This window comes from Pseudarthrobacter sulfonivorans (genome assembly GCF_024391045.1).
GTDB classification, from domain to species: Bacteria; Actinomycetota; Actinomycetes; order Actinomycetales; family Micrococcaceae; genus Arthrobacter; species Arthrobacter sulfonivorans_B.
The window spans coordinates 132,976-145,960 of sequence record NZ_JANFCZ010000005.1 but is presented as its reverse complement, the minus strand read 5'-3'; the positions used below and the strand labels follow the sequence as shown (position 1 = coordinate 145,960).

Sequence of the window (12,985 nt, the reverse complement as noted above, 5' to 3'; positions counted from 1 at the left end):
CCGCTCAGTGGGCTGCGGTTTCCAACTGCAGCTCCGCCGGCGCGACGGCCGGCAGGGCGGCACCACCGCGCGTGAGGGTGACCAGGCTCAGGAGGGCAATGCTGCCCGCGACGAGCATCACGATCGCCATGGGCCCGGCGCTGCCTTCTCCCGCGAGACCCACCAGCGGTGACGCGATGGCGGCGAGGGTGAACTGGAGCGCGCCCATGACCGCGGATCCGGTGCCCGCGTACTTCTTGACCTGGTCCGTCGCCAAGGCCGCGGCATTGCCGAAGATGAAGCCCAGCGAGGAGATCGCCAGGAAGACCAGCACGAGCGTCGGAAACAACGGCGTGTTCCCGGCCGTGACCACTGCCAGCAGGCCGGCGCTGAAGACCACCAGTCCCGAAACGCCGATGTACGTCATGCGGAGCGGGCTGAGGGTGCCAACCAGTTTGACCCCCACGATGCTGGTAATGGTGATGCCCAGTGCGTTCAGTGCGAAGAGCAGCGAGAACGCGGTGGGGTCCAGCCCCAGGATGTTTTGGTAGACAAAGGGCGAGGCCGAGATGTAGCCGAACATGGCCGCCATGGAGAACGCGAAAGCGAACGTGAAACCAAGGTAGCGCCGGTTGCCCAGCACGCGGCCGGTGCTGGCAAACAGCTCCTTCACGCCTCCCTTGCTGCGGCCTTCGCGCGGCAGGCTTTCCTTCACAATGATGAGGGAACCGACCACCATCAGCAGGTTCAGGACCGCCAGTGCCCAGAACACACCGCGCCAGCCGGCGAAGCCCATAACGCCGCCGCCGGCCAGTGGCGAGAGGACGGGTGCGATGCCGCCGACGGCCATGAGGACGCCGAACTGCTTTGCGGCGTGCACGCCGCGGGCCGAGTCGGAAACGATGGCACGGGCCAGGACCACGCCGGCAGCGCCGGCGAACCCTTGGAGGAAGCGCATCCCGATCAGGGTCTCAATGTTGGGTGCCAGGGCGCAGAGCACACTGGCCGCCAGGCAGACGAAGGTGCCGATCAGCAGCGGCTTGCGCCGTCCGAACTGGTCCGACAACGGGCCGATGACCAGCTGGCCGACGGCCATGCCGAGCATAAAGGTGGTCAGCGTCAGTTGGATGGAGGCTGCGGTGGTGTTCAGGTCCAGCATCATTTGCGGGAAGGCGGGCAAGTACATGTCGATGGCAAAGGGTCCCAGAGCGCTGAGCAGTGCCAGCATGGTCATCAGGGCGGCTGATGCTTTTGAGGTCGTGGTCATGTGATGGATCGGTTCACTTTCATTTCGGCGACTTCGTTATGTTGACATATGTATGTCCGCATAACAAAATTGTAGAATGGAAAAAGTGCATGAGGCGGCAAAGGCGCTCCTGGAGTTGGCGTGGTGGGTGCAGCGCAAAGGACCGATGCGGGCAGGATTCGAACCCTTGCCTGCCACCGAGCGGGTCATCCTCGGTTATTTGGAGGATCATGAGCGGTCCGGCGTCACCGAGGTGGGGGCAGCGCTGGACATTAAGCCGTCGAACGTTTCCGCAGCCGTTCGTGAACTCGGTACCCGGGGACTGGTGGAAAGGGTTACGGATCCGGACGACAAGCGAAAGTCGTTGCTGTCCCTGACGGATGAAGCGCGCCGGAACAAGAGCAGCATTGACGCGGCGGTGACCGGGTCGCTGCAGGAAGCGCTCGAGCAGCTCTCACCCGAACATCGGGAAGCTCTCTATGCCTCTCTTGATGCCCTCGGCGACGTCGTTCTCCGCCTGCGCACTGCGGACAGGTAGCCCGGCACAAAGAATCCCCGCCGGACGCTGCATGTCAGCAGTTCCGGCGGGGATCCGTCGTCGGCAGGTGCCCTACGTCTTGGGCAGGCCTGCCGGGTTCAATTCGGACTTGGCCACGGCCTCGGACGTCAGGCCCCAGCGGTCCAGGATCCCGGTGTAGGTGCCGTCCTCAATGAGCCGGTTCAGGGCGGCCTGGGCTGCGACGGCCAGGCCGTTGCCCTTCCGGGTGGTGAAGGCGATCTCGGCCGTCAGCGGCCAGCCGCCGTTCAGCGTGCCCACTTCCTTGGTCTTGCCATCCTTGGCGGCCTTGTAGGCAGCCGACGCATTCGGGCCGAACGTCAGGTCCGCACGGCCGGACTGGAGCGCCAGCGTGGAGGCGGAATCGTCGTCGTAATACTGGAAGGCGACCGGCTCGAGGCCCTTCGCCCTGTTCTCTTCGTCCCACTTCACCAGGATGGCTTCCTGGTTGGTGCCGGAGCCGACGATGATGCGCTTGCCCGCGACGTCCCTGGCTTCCTTGATGGTGCCGATGGCGGAGTCGGACTTGGCGTAGAAGCCCAGGAGGTCGTTGCGGTACGTTGCGAAGTCGAATTTCTCCTTCCGCGCCTCGGTGACGGTGACGTTGGACAGGACTGCCTCGTACTTTCCGGATTCGACGCCAAGCGGCCAGTCGGCCCAGGCCACGGGGAGTACCTCGACGTCCAGGCCCAGGGCCGCGCCCACCGCGTAGGCGATGTCCACTTCGCTGCCGATGAGCGTTTTGTTGTCCGTGGCGAACAGCGTCAGCGGGGCGGAGCCGCCGGTGGTGACCACGGTGAGTTTGCCGTCCGCCTTGATGGCCTCCGGCACCAGGGCGGCGGCCTGGGCATCGACAGCCACCTTGACGCGGTTCTGATCCGGAGCCAGGTTGAAGGTCTTCCCGCCCGCGGTGCCGCCGTCCGCGGCAACGGCAGCCGACGACGGTGCTGCCGCCGCCGTCGCGCCCGGGTCCGAGCAGGCGGCCAGCGCCAGCAGCGACGTCAGCGCGAGAGCTGCCCCGGCAGCCTGTTTGGTCTTGAACCTGATCATGGGTGCCCCTTTGAAAGTTGGTGACGATGCGGCTAAAAGTTGGTGATGATGCGGCGGAAATCCGCGGCGTTGCAGTAACTATCCGGGAGGGGCATTGCGGGATCAAAGCCCGCCGAAACGGTGCGATACGAGGGGTAATGGCCCTTAACCGGGCGTCAGGGGCCGTCACAAACCAAGTAGTTCACTGGGTGGCGGCTGCGAATGTGAGTACTGACCGAAAAAAGACGGGTGGTGACTACGCGTGTGCACGTTCGGCAAGCCCTTTACGGTGGGGTAATGAGCGGCCAGGGGGCCGCGCCACCGGTCTCCGGTCTCAATGGGGAGTTTCTTTTATGGTTACTGCAGCGTCCAAATCCGTCCTAGCCCGTCGCCTCGCAGCCGCGGTTGTCCTGCCGGGTCTGCTGACCAGCAGCCTGGTCCTGGTCCAGCCCGCCACGGCCGCTCCAGGCTCGGCAACCGGTATATGCAACGGCGTGGTCAACCAGTTGGCGCACCGGGGCTTCGTCCAGGAAAACCTGATGAAGGCTGCAGTCAAAAAGAACGCTGCCGCCATCGCGGCGCTGCAGGCGGACAGGGCAAAGCTCCAGGCCCAGGCTGATGGGCTGACCGGCGACGTGGCCGCAGCCCAAAAAGCACTCGATGACCTCACTGCCCAGGAGAACCAACTGGCCGCCCAGGAGACTGCTGCCCAGGCAGAGCAGGACAAGCTGACGGCCGAGCAGGCAATCCTAAACTCGCGGATTGATGCCGCGAAGGCCGCCGTCACCGACCTTCAGGGCCAGCAGGCAAGCGTGGCTGGCCAGCTGGCGCCACTGCAGGATGAACTCACCACGGCCCAGGATGCCACCGCAGTCCTTAAGGACCAGGCTGACAAGTTGGCCGCAGAACTGGTGTCCAACAGCCAGGCCATCGCGGTCGCGAAGACGGAGCTCGGTACGCTGCAGCAGGAGGCGGACAAGGCTGCTTCCGACCTCGCTGCCAAGGGAATCCAGATCCAGCAGGCCCAGGACCAGCTGGCGGGTCTGACTGCGCAAGCCCAGCAGGCGGCAGATGCCGTTAAGGCTGCGCAGACGGCCGTCACTGACGCCGAAACTCAGCTGAAGACGCTTGAGGCAGCGGGTACCACCGCTTCTGAGGCGCTTCAGGCGCAGCAGGATAAGGTGGACTCTGCCAAAGCCACACTGGCCACACTGCAGGACGCGGTCACGGCCGCCAACACGGCCGTGACCGCAAAGCAGGATCAAATCACCGCCGCACAGGCCGACCTCACGGCCCTGCAGTCCGCGGCCGCCACCGCAAAGGCGGCGCTCGACGCCAAGAACGCCGAGATCACAAAGGCCCAGACGGACCTGCAGACCCTCCAAGCCACCGCCGCGGCAGCAGCAAAGGCGGTCAGCGACAACACCGCCAGTATCTCTGCGGCGAATGCCGACATCACCAGCCTCCAGAACCAGATCGCCACAGCGAACGGCCAGATTTCGGCCAAGCAGGCCCAGCTGACGCAGGCCGAAACGGACCTCGCCGCGCTGACAATGCAGAAGAACACCTTGACTGCGCAGATCGCGGACCTGACCAAACAAATCGATGCAATCAACGGCAACTCGAAAGCGAAGCGCGACCTGATCGCCCAGCGCGACGGCCTCCAAACCCAGTTGAATGGCGTGAACAGCCAGATCGCCGATAAGAGCGCCACCATCTCCGGCCTTCAGGGCGACCTGGCTACCCTCCAGAAGCAGGTGGACGGCCTGAACTCCCAGCTGCTGGCCAAACAGCAGGAAAGCAGCACCCTGCAGCAGAACGCTGCGCCGCTGCAGGCAGCACTGGATGCAGCCAATGCAGCGGTGGCAGCAAAACAGAACGACATTGCCACCCTTAAGGCCCAGGTGCCGGCACTCCAGGATGCCGTGAACCAGGCCAATGCGGCTGTCACCACCAAACAGGAGGAGCTCACCACGCTCCAGGGCCAACTTCCGGCCCTGGAGCAGGCAGCGAGGGATGCTGCTGACGCGGTGACGGCCCAGCAGCAGGTGGTGGCGGGCCTCGAAGCGGCCCTGCCCACCCTCACCGAAAACGTTGCGCAGGCCCAGCAGGCCATCACAGACCAGAGGGCAATCCTCGACGCTTTGAATGGCACCCTGGCCCAAGCAAAGGATGCGCTGGCGGCGGCCAAGAGCGCGGTGGACGGCAAGAACGCCGAGATTTCAGCGCTGCAGGCCCAGCTTCCGGCTCTGCAGGCCACCCTGGATGCGGCCAACACTGCCGTGGCCAATAAGACAGGAGAGATCGCTTCGCTCAACCAACTGGGCGACGACTTGGTAGCCCGGATCTCGGCGCTCAACGGCCAGATTGCGGCCGCGGAAGCCAACGTCCTCGACCTGCAGGGACGGGTCAAGCCGTTGCTGGACCAGCTCAATGGCCTCAACAACGACATCAGCGCGGCGCAAGCAAGCCTCGCAGCCCTGCAGAGCCAGCTGACCACGGTGGACAGCCAGCTAACTGCCGCCCAGACGAAACTCCGGGACCTGCAGAACCAGAAGAAGCCGAGCAAGGACGCGGTCGAGGCACAGAAACTGATGGTGTCCAGCCTTCAGGCGCAGCTGGCTGACATCCAGAATCAGATCGCTGCCATCGATCCCACCATCACGAACGGAGGCTGCGCCGTCTAATCGGTGAGAGGCCGGCGCCCAGAGACGTGCGCCGCAGGGAGGGGACCAGCTCAACGAACTGGTCCCCTCTTTAGTGCGTCACGGCCGGCGCTGACTGGTCACGACAGCGCAGCGAGGACTGCCTTGGCCACGTCCTCGCTGGACTGCGGGTTCTGCCCGGTGATGAGGTTGCGGTCGCGGACCACGTGGGAACTCCACGCGGCCGCGTTCTCAACCACGGCGCCCTTCTCCTTCAGCGCGTCCTCCACCAGCCACGGGGTGTTCTCGCCGGTTCCCCCGTTCAGTTCCTCTTCGTTGGTGAAGACGGTGAGGCGGCGGCCCGCGAAGGCGAAGGACCCGTCGTCGAGCGTTGCGCTCAGCAGCCCGGCGGGACCGTGGCAGAACGGTGCGATCACCTTTCCGTCCTTGTCGGCGGCCACAAGCAGGCGGCCAAGGTCGGCGTCCTTGTACAGGTCGCTCATGGGACCGTGCCCGCCGGGCATCACCACGGCGTCATAGGCGGCAATGTCGACGTCGGCCAGGACCAGCGGGTGGGCAAGCTCGCCATCGATCCTGGCCAGGTAGTCCTTGAATCCCTGCGCCCGGTCCTCGCCACCTGCCGATTCCGCTGCCAGGCTTACCTGGTCCACGGTGGGCTTCCTGCCGGCGGGGGTGGCGATGTGGACCGTGTTGCCAGCGCCGGTCAGAATCTGGTGTGACACCACCAGTTCCTCCGCCCAGTATCCGGTGGGGTGTTCGCTGCCGTCCTTCATGGTCAATGAGTCAGCGGCCGAGACGACCATCAGAATGTTTGCCAACGTGATTCTCCTGTCTTTGGTGACGTGAGTGGCTGGAAGCCGCTTGCTACTTGCCGGCTGCTTCAAGCCCAGCGTACGTGGCGTCGTCGAGCGTGATACCTGCGGCGGCCATATTCTCTTCGAGGTGCTCCACGGAGCCGGTGCCCGGAATCGGCATCATGACGGGGGAGCGGCGCAGCAGCCAGGCCAGCGCCACCTGCGAAGTGGTGGCACCCAGCCGTTTGGCGGCCTCGTCCAGCGGGCCGCCGGGCTGCGCGAGTTCGCCGGCCGAGATGGGCGCCCACGGGATGAAGCCGATGCCGTTCGCCTCCGCATACTCGAGCACGCCCTCCGAGCTGCGGTCGGTCAGGTTGTAGCGGTTCTGGACCGTGGATACCGTGAAGTGTTTTCCGGCCGCCTCCAGTTCGGCCACGCCCACCTGGGACAGGCCCAGCGCCCTGACCTTGCCTTCGTCCTGCAGTTCGCGGAGCACGCCGAATTGCTCCTCGGCGTCCACCTTCGGGTCGATCCGGTGCAGCTGGAGCAGGTCCAGGGTGTCCACCTTCAGCTTGCGCAGGCTCAGTTCGGTCTGCTGGCGCAGGTATTCGGGCCGGCCCACCGGGACCCATTTGTTGGGGCCGGTCCGGGTGAAGCCCACCTTCGTGGCGATTTTCAGCCCTTCCCTGTACGGGTGCAGGGCCTCGGCGATGATCTCTTCGCTGATGTTGGGCCCGTAGGAATCTGCGGTGTCGATAAAGTCCACCCCGAGTTCGACGGCGCGGCGCACCACTGCGATGGCCGCCCGGCGGTCAGCGGGTTCGCCCCACACCCCGTCGCCGACGATGCGCATGGCACCGAAGCCGAGGCGGTGCACGGTTCCGAGATCCTTGAGGTCGATGGTTGCGGACAGTTCCAGTTGGTTCATGTCGTGGCTCATAGGGGCGGCAACCTCCTCAGCATGCTGAGTATTCCGTGGCGGATGAAATAACCCGCGCACCGCCGTCGTTGTCCACAGTGTGCCCGCCGCGACCCGGCGTGCCACTCCCACGCAACGCATTCGAAAGGCCGGCACCGACGTGACGCTTCCCCTCTCCATCCTTGACCTGGCAACCATCGGCAAAGGCCAGACGGCGGCGGAAAGTTTCGCAGGGAGCGTGGCCATGGCGCAGCGTGCGGAGAAGCTTGGCTACCGGCGGATCTGGTACGCCGAGCACCACAACATGTCCGCCATCGCCTCGTCCGCCACCAGCGTGCTGATCGCCCACGTGGCCGCACACACCAAAACCATCCGGCTCGGCGCCGGCGGGATCATGCTGCCCAACCACTCGCCGCTGACCATCGCCGAGCAGTTCGGCACCCTGGAAACACTGCACCCGGGCCGGATCGACCTGGGCCTCGGCCGCGCTCCCGGCAGCGACCAGAACACCATGCGCGCGCTGCGCCGGGACCCGATGTCCGCCGACAGCTTCCCGCAGGATGTCCTGGAACTGCAGGGCTACCTCACCGGACCCACCCGCATCCAGGGTGTCGAGGCAACCCCCGGCAAGGGCACCAACGTGCCGCTCTACATCCTGGGCTCCTCACTGTTCGGCGCGCGGCTTGCCGCCCAGCTGGGCCTGCCCTACGCGTTCGCTTCGCACTTCGCGCCCAACGCCTTGCAGGATGCCGTGGCTCTGTACCGCCGCGAATTCAAACCGTCGGCCCAGTTGGACGCACCCCACGTCATCGCCGGCGTCAACGTGATTGCCGCCGATTCCGCGGCCGAGGCACAGGCAGCCTTCCGGGCCACCTTGCGCGCCCGGGTGGGACTGTTCTTCGGCGGCGGCCGCGAGTTTACCGATGACGAAGCGGACATGGTCCTGGACTCCCCGCAGGGCCAGCACGTCTCGCAGATGATGACGTATTCGGCCGTCGGCACCCCGGATGCTGTGGCCGAGTACCTGGACGGCTTCGGCAAGCACTCCGACGCCGATGAACTCATCGTGGCGCACCAGAACACCGGCACCGAAGCGCGGCTGCGTTCCGTTGAGCTGCTCGCGGAGGTCGCCGGGCTGGCCCGGGTCTAATTCCCGCCGGCCCGCGCCGGCAGGAGCTACGCGGGTGGTTCGACGCCCCTGTGGCCGGACTGCTGGCCGGCGGCTGCGGCGCTGACGGCGCCGTCATCGTGGCCGCTCTTCTTTTTGCCGAACGGCAGCACCTTGAGCAGCGGACCCACGACAGACATGACGACGAGGCCCCAGGCAAGCCCCAGCACGGCCGAGCACAATGTGTTGACGAGCCAGGCGAGCAGGGCACCCGCTACCGGGATCCCGGCGACGGGAGTCTCGAGGGCATGGACCACGTCATACGGTCCGTGCCAGCCAAGGTCGTGGGCTCCCTGCAGCATAATGTGGCCGCCAACCCACAGCATGGCGATGGTCCCGATGAACGTGATGGTGGCCAGCACCGAGGGCATGCCCCTGACGAGGAGTTCGCCGACGCGCTGCGAGCCTGCGGAGTCCTTGGCTGCCAGGTGCAGGCCGACGTCGTCCATCTTGACGATGAGGGCGACGGCGCCGTACACCAGCACCGTGATCAGGAGCGCCACGATGACCAGGATGAACGCCCGGACCCACAGGGACTCACCGGTCACCTCATTCATCGCGATGACCATGATCTCGCAGGACAGGATGAAGTCGGTGGTGATGGCGCCCTTGACCACCTTGGCTTCCGCACCCGGGCCCCGGTCGACGGCCGGCTCATCTTCGTCCGCGGTGTGCTGGCCGCGGAGCTTGTGCCAGACCTTTTCGGCACCCTCGTAGCACAGGTACGTGCCGCCGAGCATCAGGATGAAGGGGATGGCCCAGGGGACAAAGGCGCTGACGAGCAGCAGCGCAGGCAGGATGATCAGCAGCTTGTTCCGCAACGAGCCCCAGAAGATCTTCTTGATCATCGGCAGTTCGCGGGACGGGTCCCTCCCGGAGACGTACTGGGGAGTGACGGCGGCGTCGTCGATCACCACGCCCGCGGCCTTTGCGCCTGCCTTCGCGGCTCCCGCGGCGATGTCGTCCACCGAGGCGGCGGCGATGCGGGCCAGCGCCGCGATGTCGTCCAGCAGGGCGACCAGGCCGCCGCTCATAGCCCGTCCCCGCAGGTCTTAAGAGCAGACGCTCGTGCGTGGGTGGCTTGGTCGGGATGCATGATTGGCATGCTCGGAGTTTACGACGGCGGGCTACCCGCCGAAAAATGCCCGCCGGTGGAGGCGGGAATGGCGGCCCGCAGCCGGGCCGCGGCGGTCTCGGGCGGGATGTCGGCGATGAACGCCCCCATCGCGGCTTCGGAGCCGGCCAGGTACTTGAGTTTGTTCTCCTCCCGCCGGGGAGACGTCAGCTGCAGCATCAGCCGGACGTCGTCCCGGTGGGCGTTGACGGGGGCCTGGTGCCAGGCGGAGATGTAGGGTGTCGGCGTCGAGTAGAGGGCGTCCACGCCGCGCAGGAGCTGGCCGTACAGCCGGGAGAACTCGTCCCGTTCTTCGTCCGTCGTCGCCGCCAGATCCGGGACATGCCGGTGGGGAAGGATGTGCACCTCCAGCGGCCAGCGGGCGGCGAAGGGGACGAATGCCGTCCAGTGCTCGCCGCGGAGCAGCACGCGCTCGGACTTCTGCTCGAAATCAAGGATGTCCTCGAACAGGGTGCCGCCGTACGTCCCGATGGTGCGGATCAGCTGGGCCGTGCGCGGGGTGACGTACGGGTACGCGTAGATCTGGCCGTGCGGGTGGTGCAGTGTCACGCCGATTGCCTCGCCGCGGTTTTCGAAGGGAAAGACCTGTTCGACGCCGGGCAGCGCGGACAGTGCCGCCGTCCGGTCGGCCCAGGCCTCCACCACCGTCCGCATCCGGGACAGGGATACGCCGGCGAGGGAACCGGTGTGTTCGGGCGAGAAGCACACCACTTCGCAGCGGCCCACTGATTGCCGGCTGCGTCCGAGCCCGATCCATGCCAGGTCGGCGAGGCCGGTTGGGGCCTCGGGGCTTTCCGGTGCCGCGGCGCCTTCCCGTGCTGCGCCTCCCTGTGCCGCGACGCCAGCCAGCCCGGGGCCGAAGGACGGGGACTTGTTTTCGAAGACAGCCACGTCGTAAGGGCTGGGGATTTCCGAGGGGTTGTCCGGGGACGCCGGGGCCAGCGGATCCAAATGCGAGGGCGGGAGAACCACCCGGTTCTGCCGGGCAGCCGCGATCGAGATCCACTCGCCGGTCAGGACATCCTGCCGCATGGTGGCCGTGGGCGGCCGTACGGCGGGCTCACGGAGGTCCGGTCCGCGGTCCGGCGGGAGGGCCGTGTCGGCGTCGTCGAAGTAGATCAGGTCCCGGCCGTCGGAGAGCTTGTAGGCCCGCTTGGTGATCTGGCCCATGCTAGGAATTCCTTACGGGGCGGCTGCCGGAGCTGTCGTCCGGGCCGGCAGCAGGCCCGGCCGCGGCGTGATCTGCCCGGCGGACAGCCAGGAGCAAACCGTGCTCGGGGTTGAGGACGGGCATCGGCAGGCCGGCCGCCGCCAGATACGCTCCGCTGGCCTCGACACCGGTGCTGAGCCAGGCCGGGGGTACCGTCTGGATATAGGCATGCCGGTCGTCGGGCGCCGGATAGATGGCCTCCACTCGGTAACGGGCTTCGGGGTCCAGCGCGGGCAGGCAGACCCGGCCGGGGATTTCGGCAAACGAGGTCGCCACGGACACCAGCGCGTACAGCGCCTCGCTGCCGTCTTGGGCCACCACGCCGTGCAGTCGCAGGGCGGGATCGGGCTCATCCGCACGCACCATGGTGCCGCTGTGCAGCAGGCCCCGGTACTCCTTGAACAGCGAGATGGCCCGCCCAAGCTCCTCACGCTCGGCGGGGTTGAGTTGCCGGAGGTCCCATTCCAGCCCGAAGTGGCCAAACATTGCTGTGATCGCCCGGAACGAAAGATCGTGGGTGCGGCCGGTGGTGTGGCTCGTGGTGGGCCCGATGTGTGAACCGACGAGTTCCGGCGGCACCACCATTCCGGTCCAGCGCTGGATGGTCTGGCGTTCCAGGGCGTCGTTGCAGTCCGATCCCCAGACCCTGTCCGTGCGTTCCAGGATGCCCAGGTCCACCCGGGCGCCGCCAGAAGAACAGCTTTCAATTTCGACGCCGGGATGGGCCCTGCGAAGTTCGTCCAGGAGCCGATAGACGGCATGGGTCTGGGCATGGACCGAAGGCCGGCCGGCATGGCCCATCTCGGTCAGGTCCCGGTTTTGATCCCACTTGAGGTAACTGATGCGGTTCTCACGGAGCAGGGCATCGAGGCGGTCGAAAATGTACTGCCAGGCGTCGGGGTTGACCAGGTCCAGCACCTGCTGGTGCCGCCACCGTTCCGGCAGGCGCCCGGGAGAGCCGGGCGAACCGGGAGAACTGCCGGTACCATCCGCCGGCCGCGGGGCGGGCCCGGAGATCCAGTCCGGGTGCGCCCGGGCAAGGTCCGAGTCCTCGTTGACCATCTCCGGTTCCACCCACAGGCCAAATTCCATGCCGTGGCCGCTCACCGCATCGATCAGCGGTGTGAGGCCGTCGGGCCAGACCTGCTCATCGACGTACCAGTCGCCGAGGCCTGCGGTGTCGTTGCGGCGGCCCCGGAACCATCCGTCGTCGAGCACGTAGCGTTCAACGCCCAGCCCGGCCGCGGTCTCGGCAAGATCCAGCAGCGCCGGAAGCCGGTGGTCGAAGTAGACAGCCTCCCAGACGTTGAGGACCACAGGGCGGGGTTTGCCCGATGCCGTGCCAGGGTGGTGCGGCCGGCTGCGGAACCACGAGTAGAAAGCTTCCGTGATGCTGTCCAGGCCGGCGTCGGAGTAAGCGGCAAACAACCACGGCGTCTCGTACCGTTCCTCGGGTGCCAAGGTGATTTCCGCGGACCCGAGCAACTCCGCCGCGCCGATGACAGTCCGGCCGTCTCCGGCGGTGTCGACGAAACTCTCGTGGTTGCCGCTCCAGCCCAGGTGGACTGCCCACACCTGGCCGTGACGGTACCCGAACCCGGCCGTGCCGGCGGCCAGCAACAGTGATGCATCATGGCCGGTCCGGCCGTGCCGGCCCGAGCGGACCCAGGTGCCCTGGTGCAGCGGCAGGCGCTGGGGGTGGGACTCCCGGCACCAGCGGCCGGTCAGGTCAAGAATTTCCGTTGCCGCCCGGCCCACGGGCAGCACCGCAGCCAGTTCCTCGACGACGTAGGTGTCCGGCCCGTCGTTCACCAGGGAGTGGCGGAGCTGGAGCAGGCCGCCGTCGTTGATCCGGAGCTCCGTCCGGACCGTGATGCCGGCGTCGGGGTCTGTCTGGGTGATCACGGCGGAACCGGGGCCATCCGGGCCTGCTTCGGCAGCCGCAAGCCGCAGCCTGGGGGAGAACGACCCGCCGTTACGGTGGCCACGGAGCCCGGGACGGCCGCGCCAGCCGGAGGAAGCCTGGGGGATCAGGCCCAGGATCACCGGGGTGTCCAGCGCGGAGTGCGGCACGGGGTCACGCAGCTGCGCAAGGTCCGGCAGGTCCGGGCCGAGATCGGCGCCGAAGTGCAGCAAGGCAGGCTCGCCGGTGTTGAAATCAATGAGCAGCGCCGTGCCCGCGCGCCGCAGGTACAGGGGTGCCGGCCGTACGGCGGTTCCAGCGGTAGCGGGTTCCTTGGCGAGGTCCAGGTCCGGGTGATTCACTGCAGCTCCAGGCGTTGT

10 protein-coding genes are annotated in these 12,985 nt (G+C 66.8%); 3 read left to right on the top strand and 7 right to left on the bottom strand.

The window, feature by feature from the left end:
* Positions 1–4: 4 nt before the first annotated feature.
* Positions 5–1,246: a multidrug effflux MFS transporter gene (locus NQJ30_RS05460; RefSeq protein ID WP_255768738.1), complete on the bottom strand. Its 1,242-nt coding sequence runs from the start codon at positions 1,244–1,246 to the stop codon at positions 5–7.
* Between the two features lie 76 nt (positions 1,247–1,322).
* Here NQJ30_RS05460 and NQJ30_RS05455 point away from each other — a divergent pair, with 76 nt between their 5' ends.
* Positions 1,323–1,763 carry a MarR family winged helix-turn-helix transcriptional regulator gene (locus NQJ30_RS05455; protein WP_255768737.1) on the top strand — a complete coding sequence of 147 codons (441 nt, stop codon included), beginning with the start codon at positions 1,323–1,325 and terminating at the stop codon, positions 1,761–1,763.
* Between the two features lie 72 nt (positions 1,764–1,835).
* Here the strand turns inward: NQJ30_RS05455 and NQJ30_RS05450 are convergent, their stop codons facing one another.
* On the bottom strand, positions 1,836–2,831 hold the full coding sequence (locus NQJ30_RS05450) for an ABC transporter substrate-binding protein (RefSeq protein WP_255768736.1): 996 nt from the start codon (positions 2,829–2,831) through the stop codon (positions 1,836–1,838).
* Between the two features lie 332 nt (positions 2,832–3,163).
* Here NQJ30_RS05450 and NQJ30_RS05445 point away from each other — a divergent pair, with 332 nt between their 5' ends.
* A complete protein-coding gene (locus tag NQJ30_RS05445) occupies positions 3,164–5,497 on the top strand; it encodes a chromosome segregation ATPase (RefSeq protein ID WP_255768735.1) in 2,334 nt (777 codons plus the stop codon).
* 98 nt (positions 5,498–5,595) lie between these two features.
* Here NQJ30_RS05445 and NQJ30_RS05440 read toward each other — a convergent pair whose 3' ends face one another.
* Together NQJ30_RS05440 and NQJ30_RS05435 are read right to left on the bottom strand one after the other, a co-directional pair.
* Positions 5,596–6,294 (bottom strand): type 1 glutamine amidotransferase domain-containing protein, encoded by a 699-nt coding sequence (locus NQJ30_RS05440; protein ID WP_255768734.1) that lies wholly within the window; start codon positions 6,292–6,294, stop codon positions 5,596–5,598.
* A gap of 46 nt (positions 6,295–6,340) precedes the next feature.
* Positions 6,341–7,210, bottom strand: a complete 870-nt coding sequence (locus NQJ30_RS05435; protein WP_255768733.1) for an aldo/keto reductase — start codon at positions 7,208–7,210, stop codon at positions 6,341–6,343.
* Positions 7,211–7,349: 139 nt separating this feature from the next.
* On the opposite strand from NQJ30_RS05435, the gene NQJ30_RS05430 reads away from it, so the two are divergent.
* Positions 7,350–8,339, top strand: a complete 990-nt coding sequence (locus NQJ30_RS05430) for an LLM class flavin-dependent oxidoreductase (protein ID WP_255768732.1) — start codon at positions 7,350–7,352, stop codon at positions 8,337–8,339.
* A gap of 26 nt (positions 8,340–8,365) precedes the next feature.
* Here the strand turns inward: NQJ30_RS05430 and NQJ30_RS05425 are convergent, their stop codons facing one another.
* The 3 genes from NQJ30_RS05425 to NQJ30_RS05415 all read right to left on the bottom strand — a co-directional run bounded on the left by NQJ30_RS05425 (position 8,366) and on the right by NQJ30_RS05415 (position 12,952).
* Positions 8,366–9,391, bottom strand: a complete 1,026-nt coding sequence (locus tag NQJ30_RS05425) for a DUF808 domain-containing protein (protein ID WP_255768731.1) — start codon at positions 9,389–9,391, stop codon at positions 8,366–8,368.
* Positions 9,392–9,471: 80 nt separating this feature from the next.
* On the bottom strand, positions 9,472–10,662 hold the full coding sequence (gene galT, locus NQJ30_RS05420) for a galactose-1-phosphate uridylyltransferase (RefSeq protein ID WP_255768730.1): 1,191 nt from the start codon (positions 10,660–10,662) through the stop codon (positions 9,472–9,474).
* Position 10,663: 1 nt separating this feature from the next.
* The gene (locus tag NQJ30_RS05415; RefSeq protein ID WP_255768774.1) at positions 10,664–12,952 is read right to left on the bottom strand and encodes an alpha-galactosidase; all 2,289 of its coding nucleotides are present in this window, start codon (positions 12,950–12,952) and stop codon (positions 10,664–10,666) included.
* Between the last annotated feature and the right edge of the window lie 33 nt (positions 12,953–12,985).

What these genes read in the sequence shown, in the direction of transcription:
- NQJ30_RS05425 (WP_255768731.1), bottom strand. Translation starts at nt 9,391, where the DNA reads ATGAGCGGCGGCCTGGTCGCCCTGCTGGACGACATCGCGGCGCTGGCC.
- NQJ30_RS05450 (WP_255768736.1), bottom strand. Translation starts at nt 2,831, where the DNA reads ATGATCAGGTTCAAGACCAAACAGGCTGCCGGGGCAGCTCTCGCGCTG.
- NQJ30_RS05435 (WP_255768733.1), bottom strand. Translation starts at nt 7,210, where the DNA reads ATGAGCCACGACATGAACCAACTGGAACTGTCCGCAACCATCGACCTC.
- galT (WP_255768730.1), bottom strand. Translation starts at nt 10,662, where the DNA reads ATGGGCCAGATCACCAAGCGGGCCTACAAGCTCTCCGACGGCCGGGAC.
- NQJ30_RS05455 (WP_255768737.1), top strand. Translation starts at nt 1,323, where the DNA reads ATGGAAAAAGTGCATGAGGCGGCAAAGGCGCTCCTGGAGTTGGCGTGG.
- NQJ30_RS05445 (WP_255768735.1), top strand. Translation starts at nt 3,164, where the DNA reads ATGGTTACTGCAGCGTCCAAATCCGTCCTAGCCCGTCGCCTCGCAGCC.
- NQJ30_RS05460 (WP_255768738.1), bottom strand. Translation starts at nt 1,246, where the DNA reads ATGACCACGACCTCAAAAGCATCAGCCGCCCTGATGACCATGCTGGCA.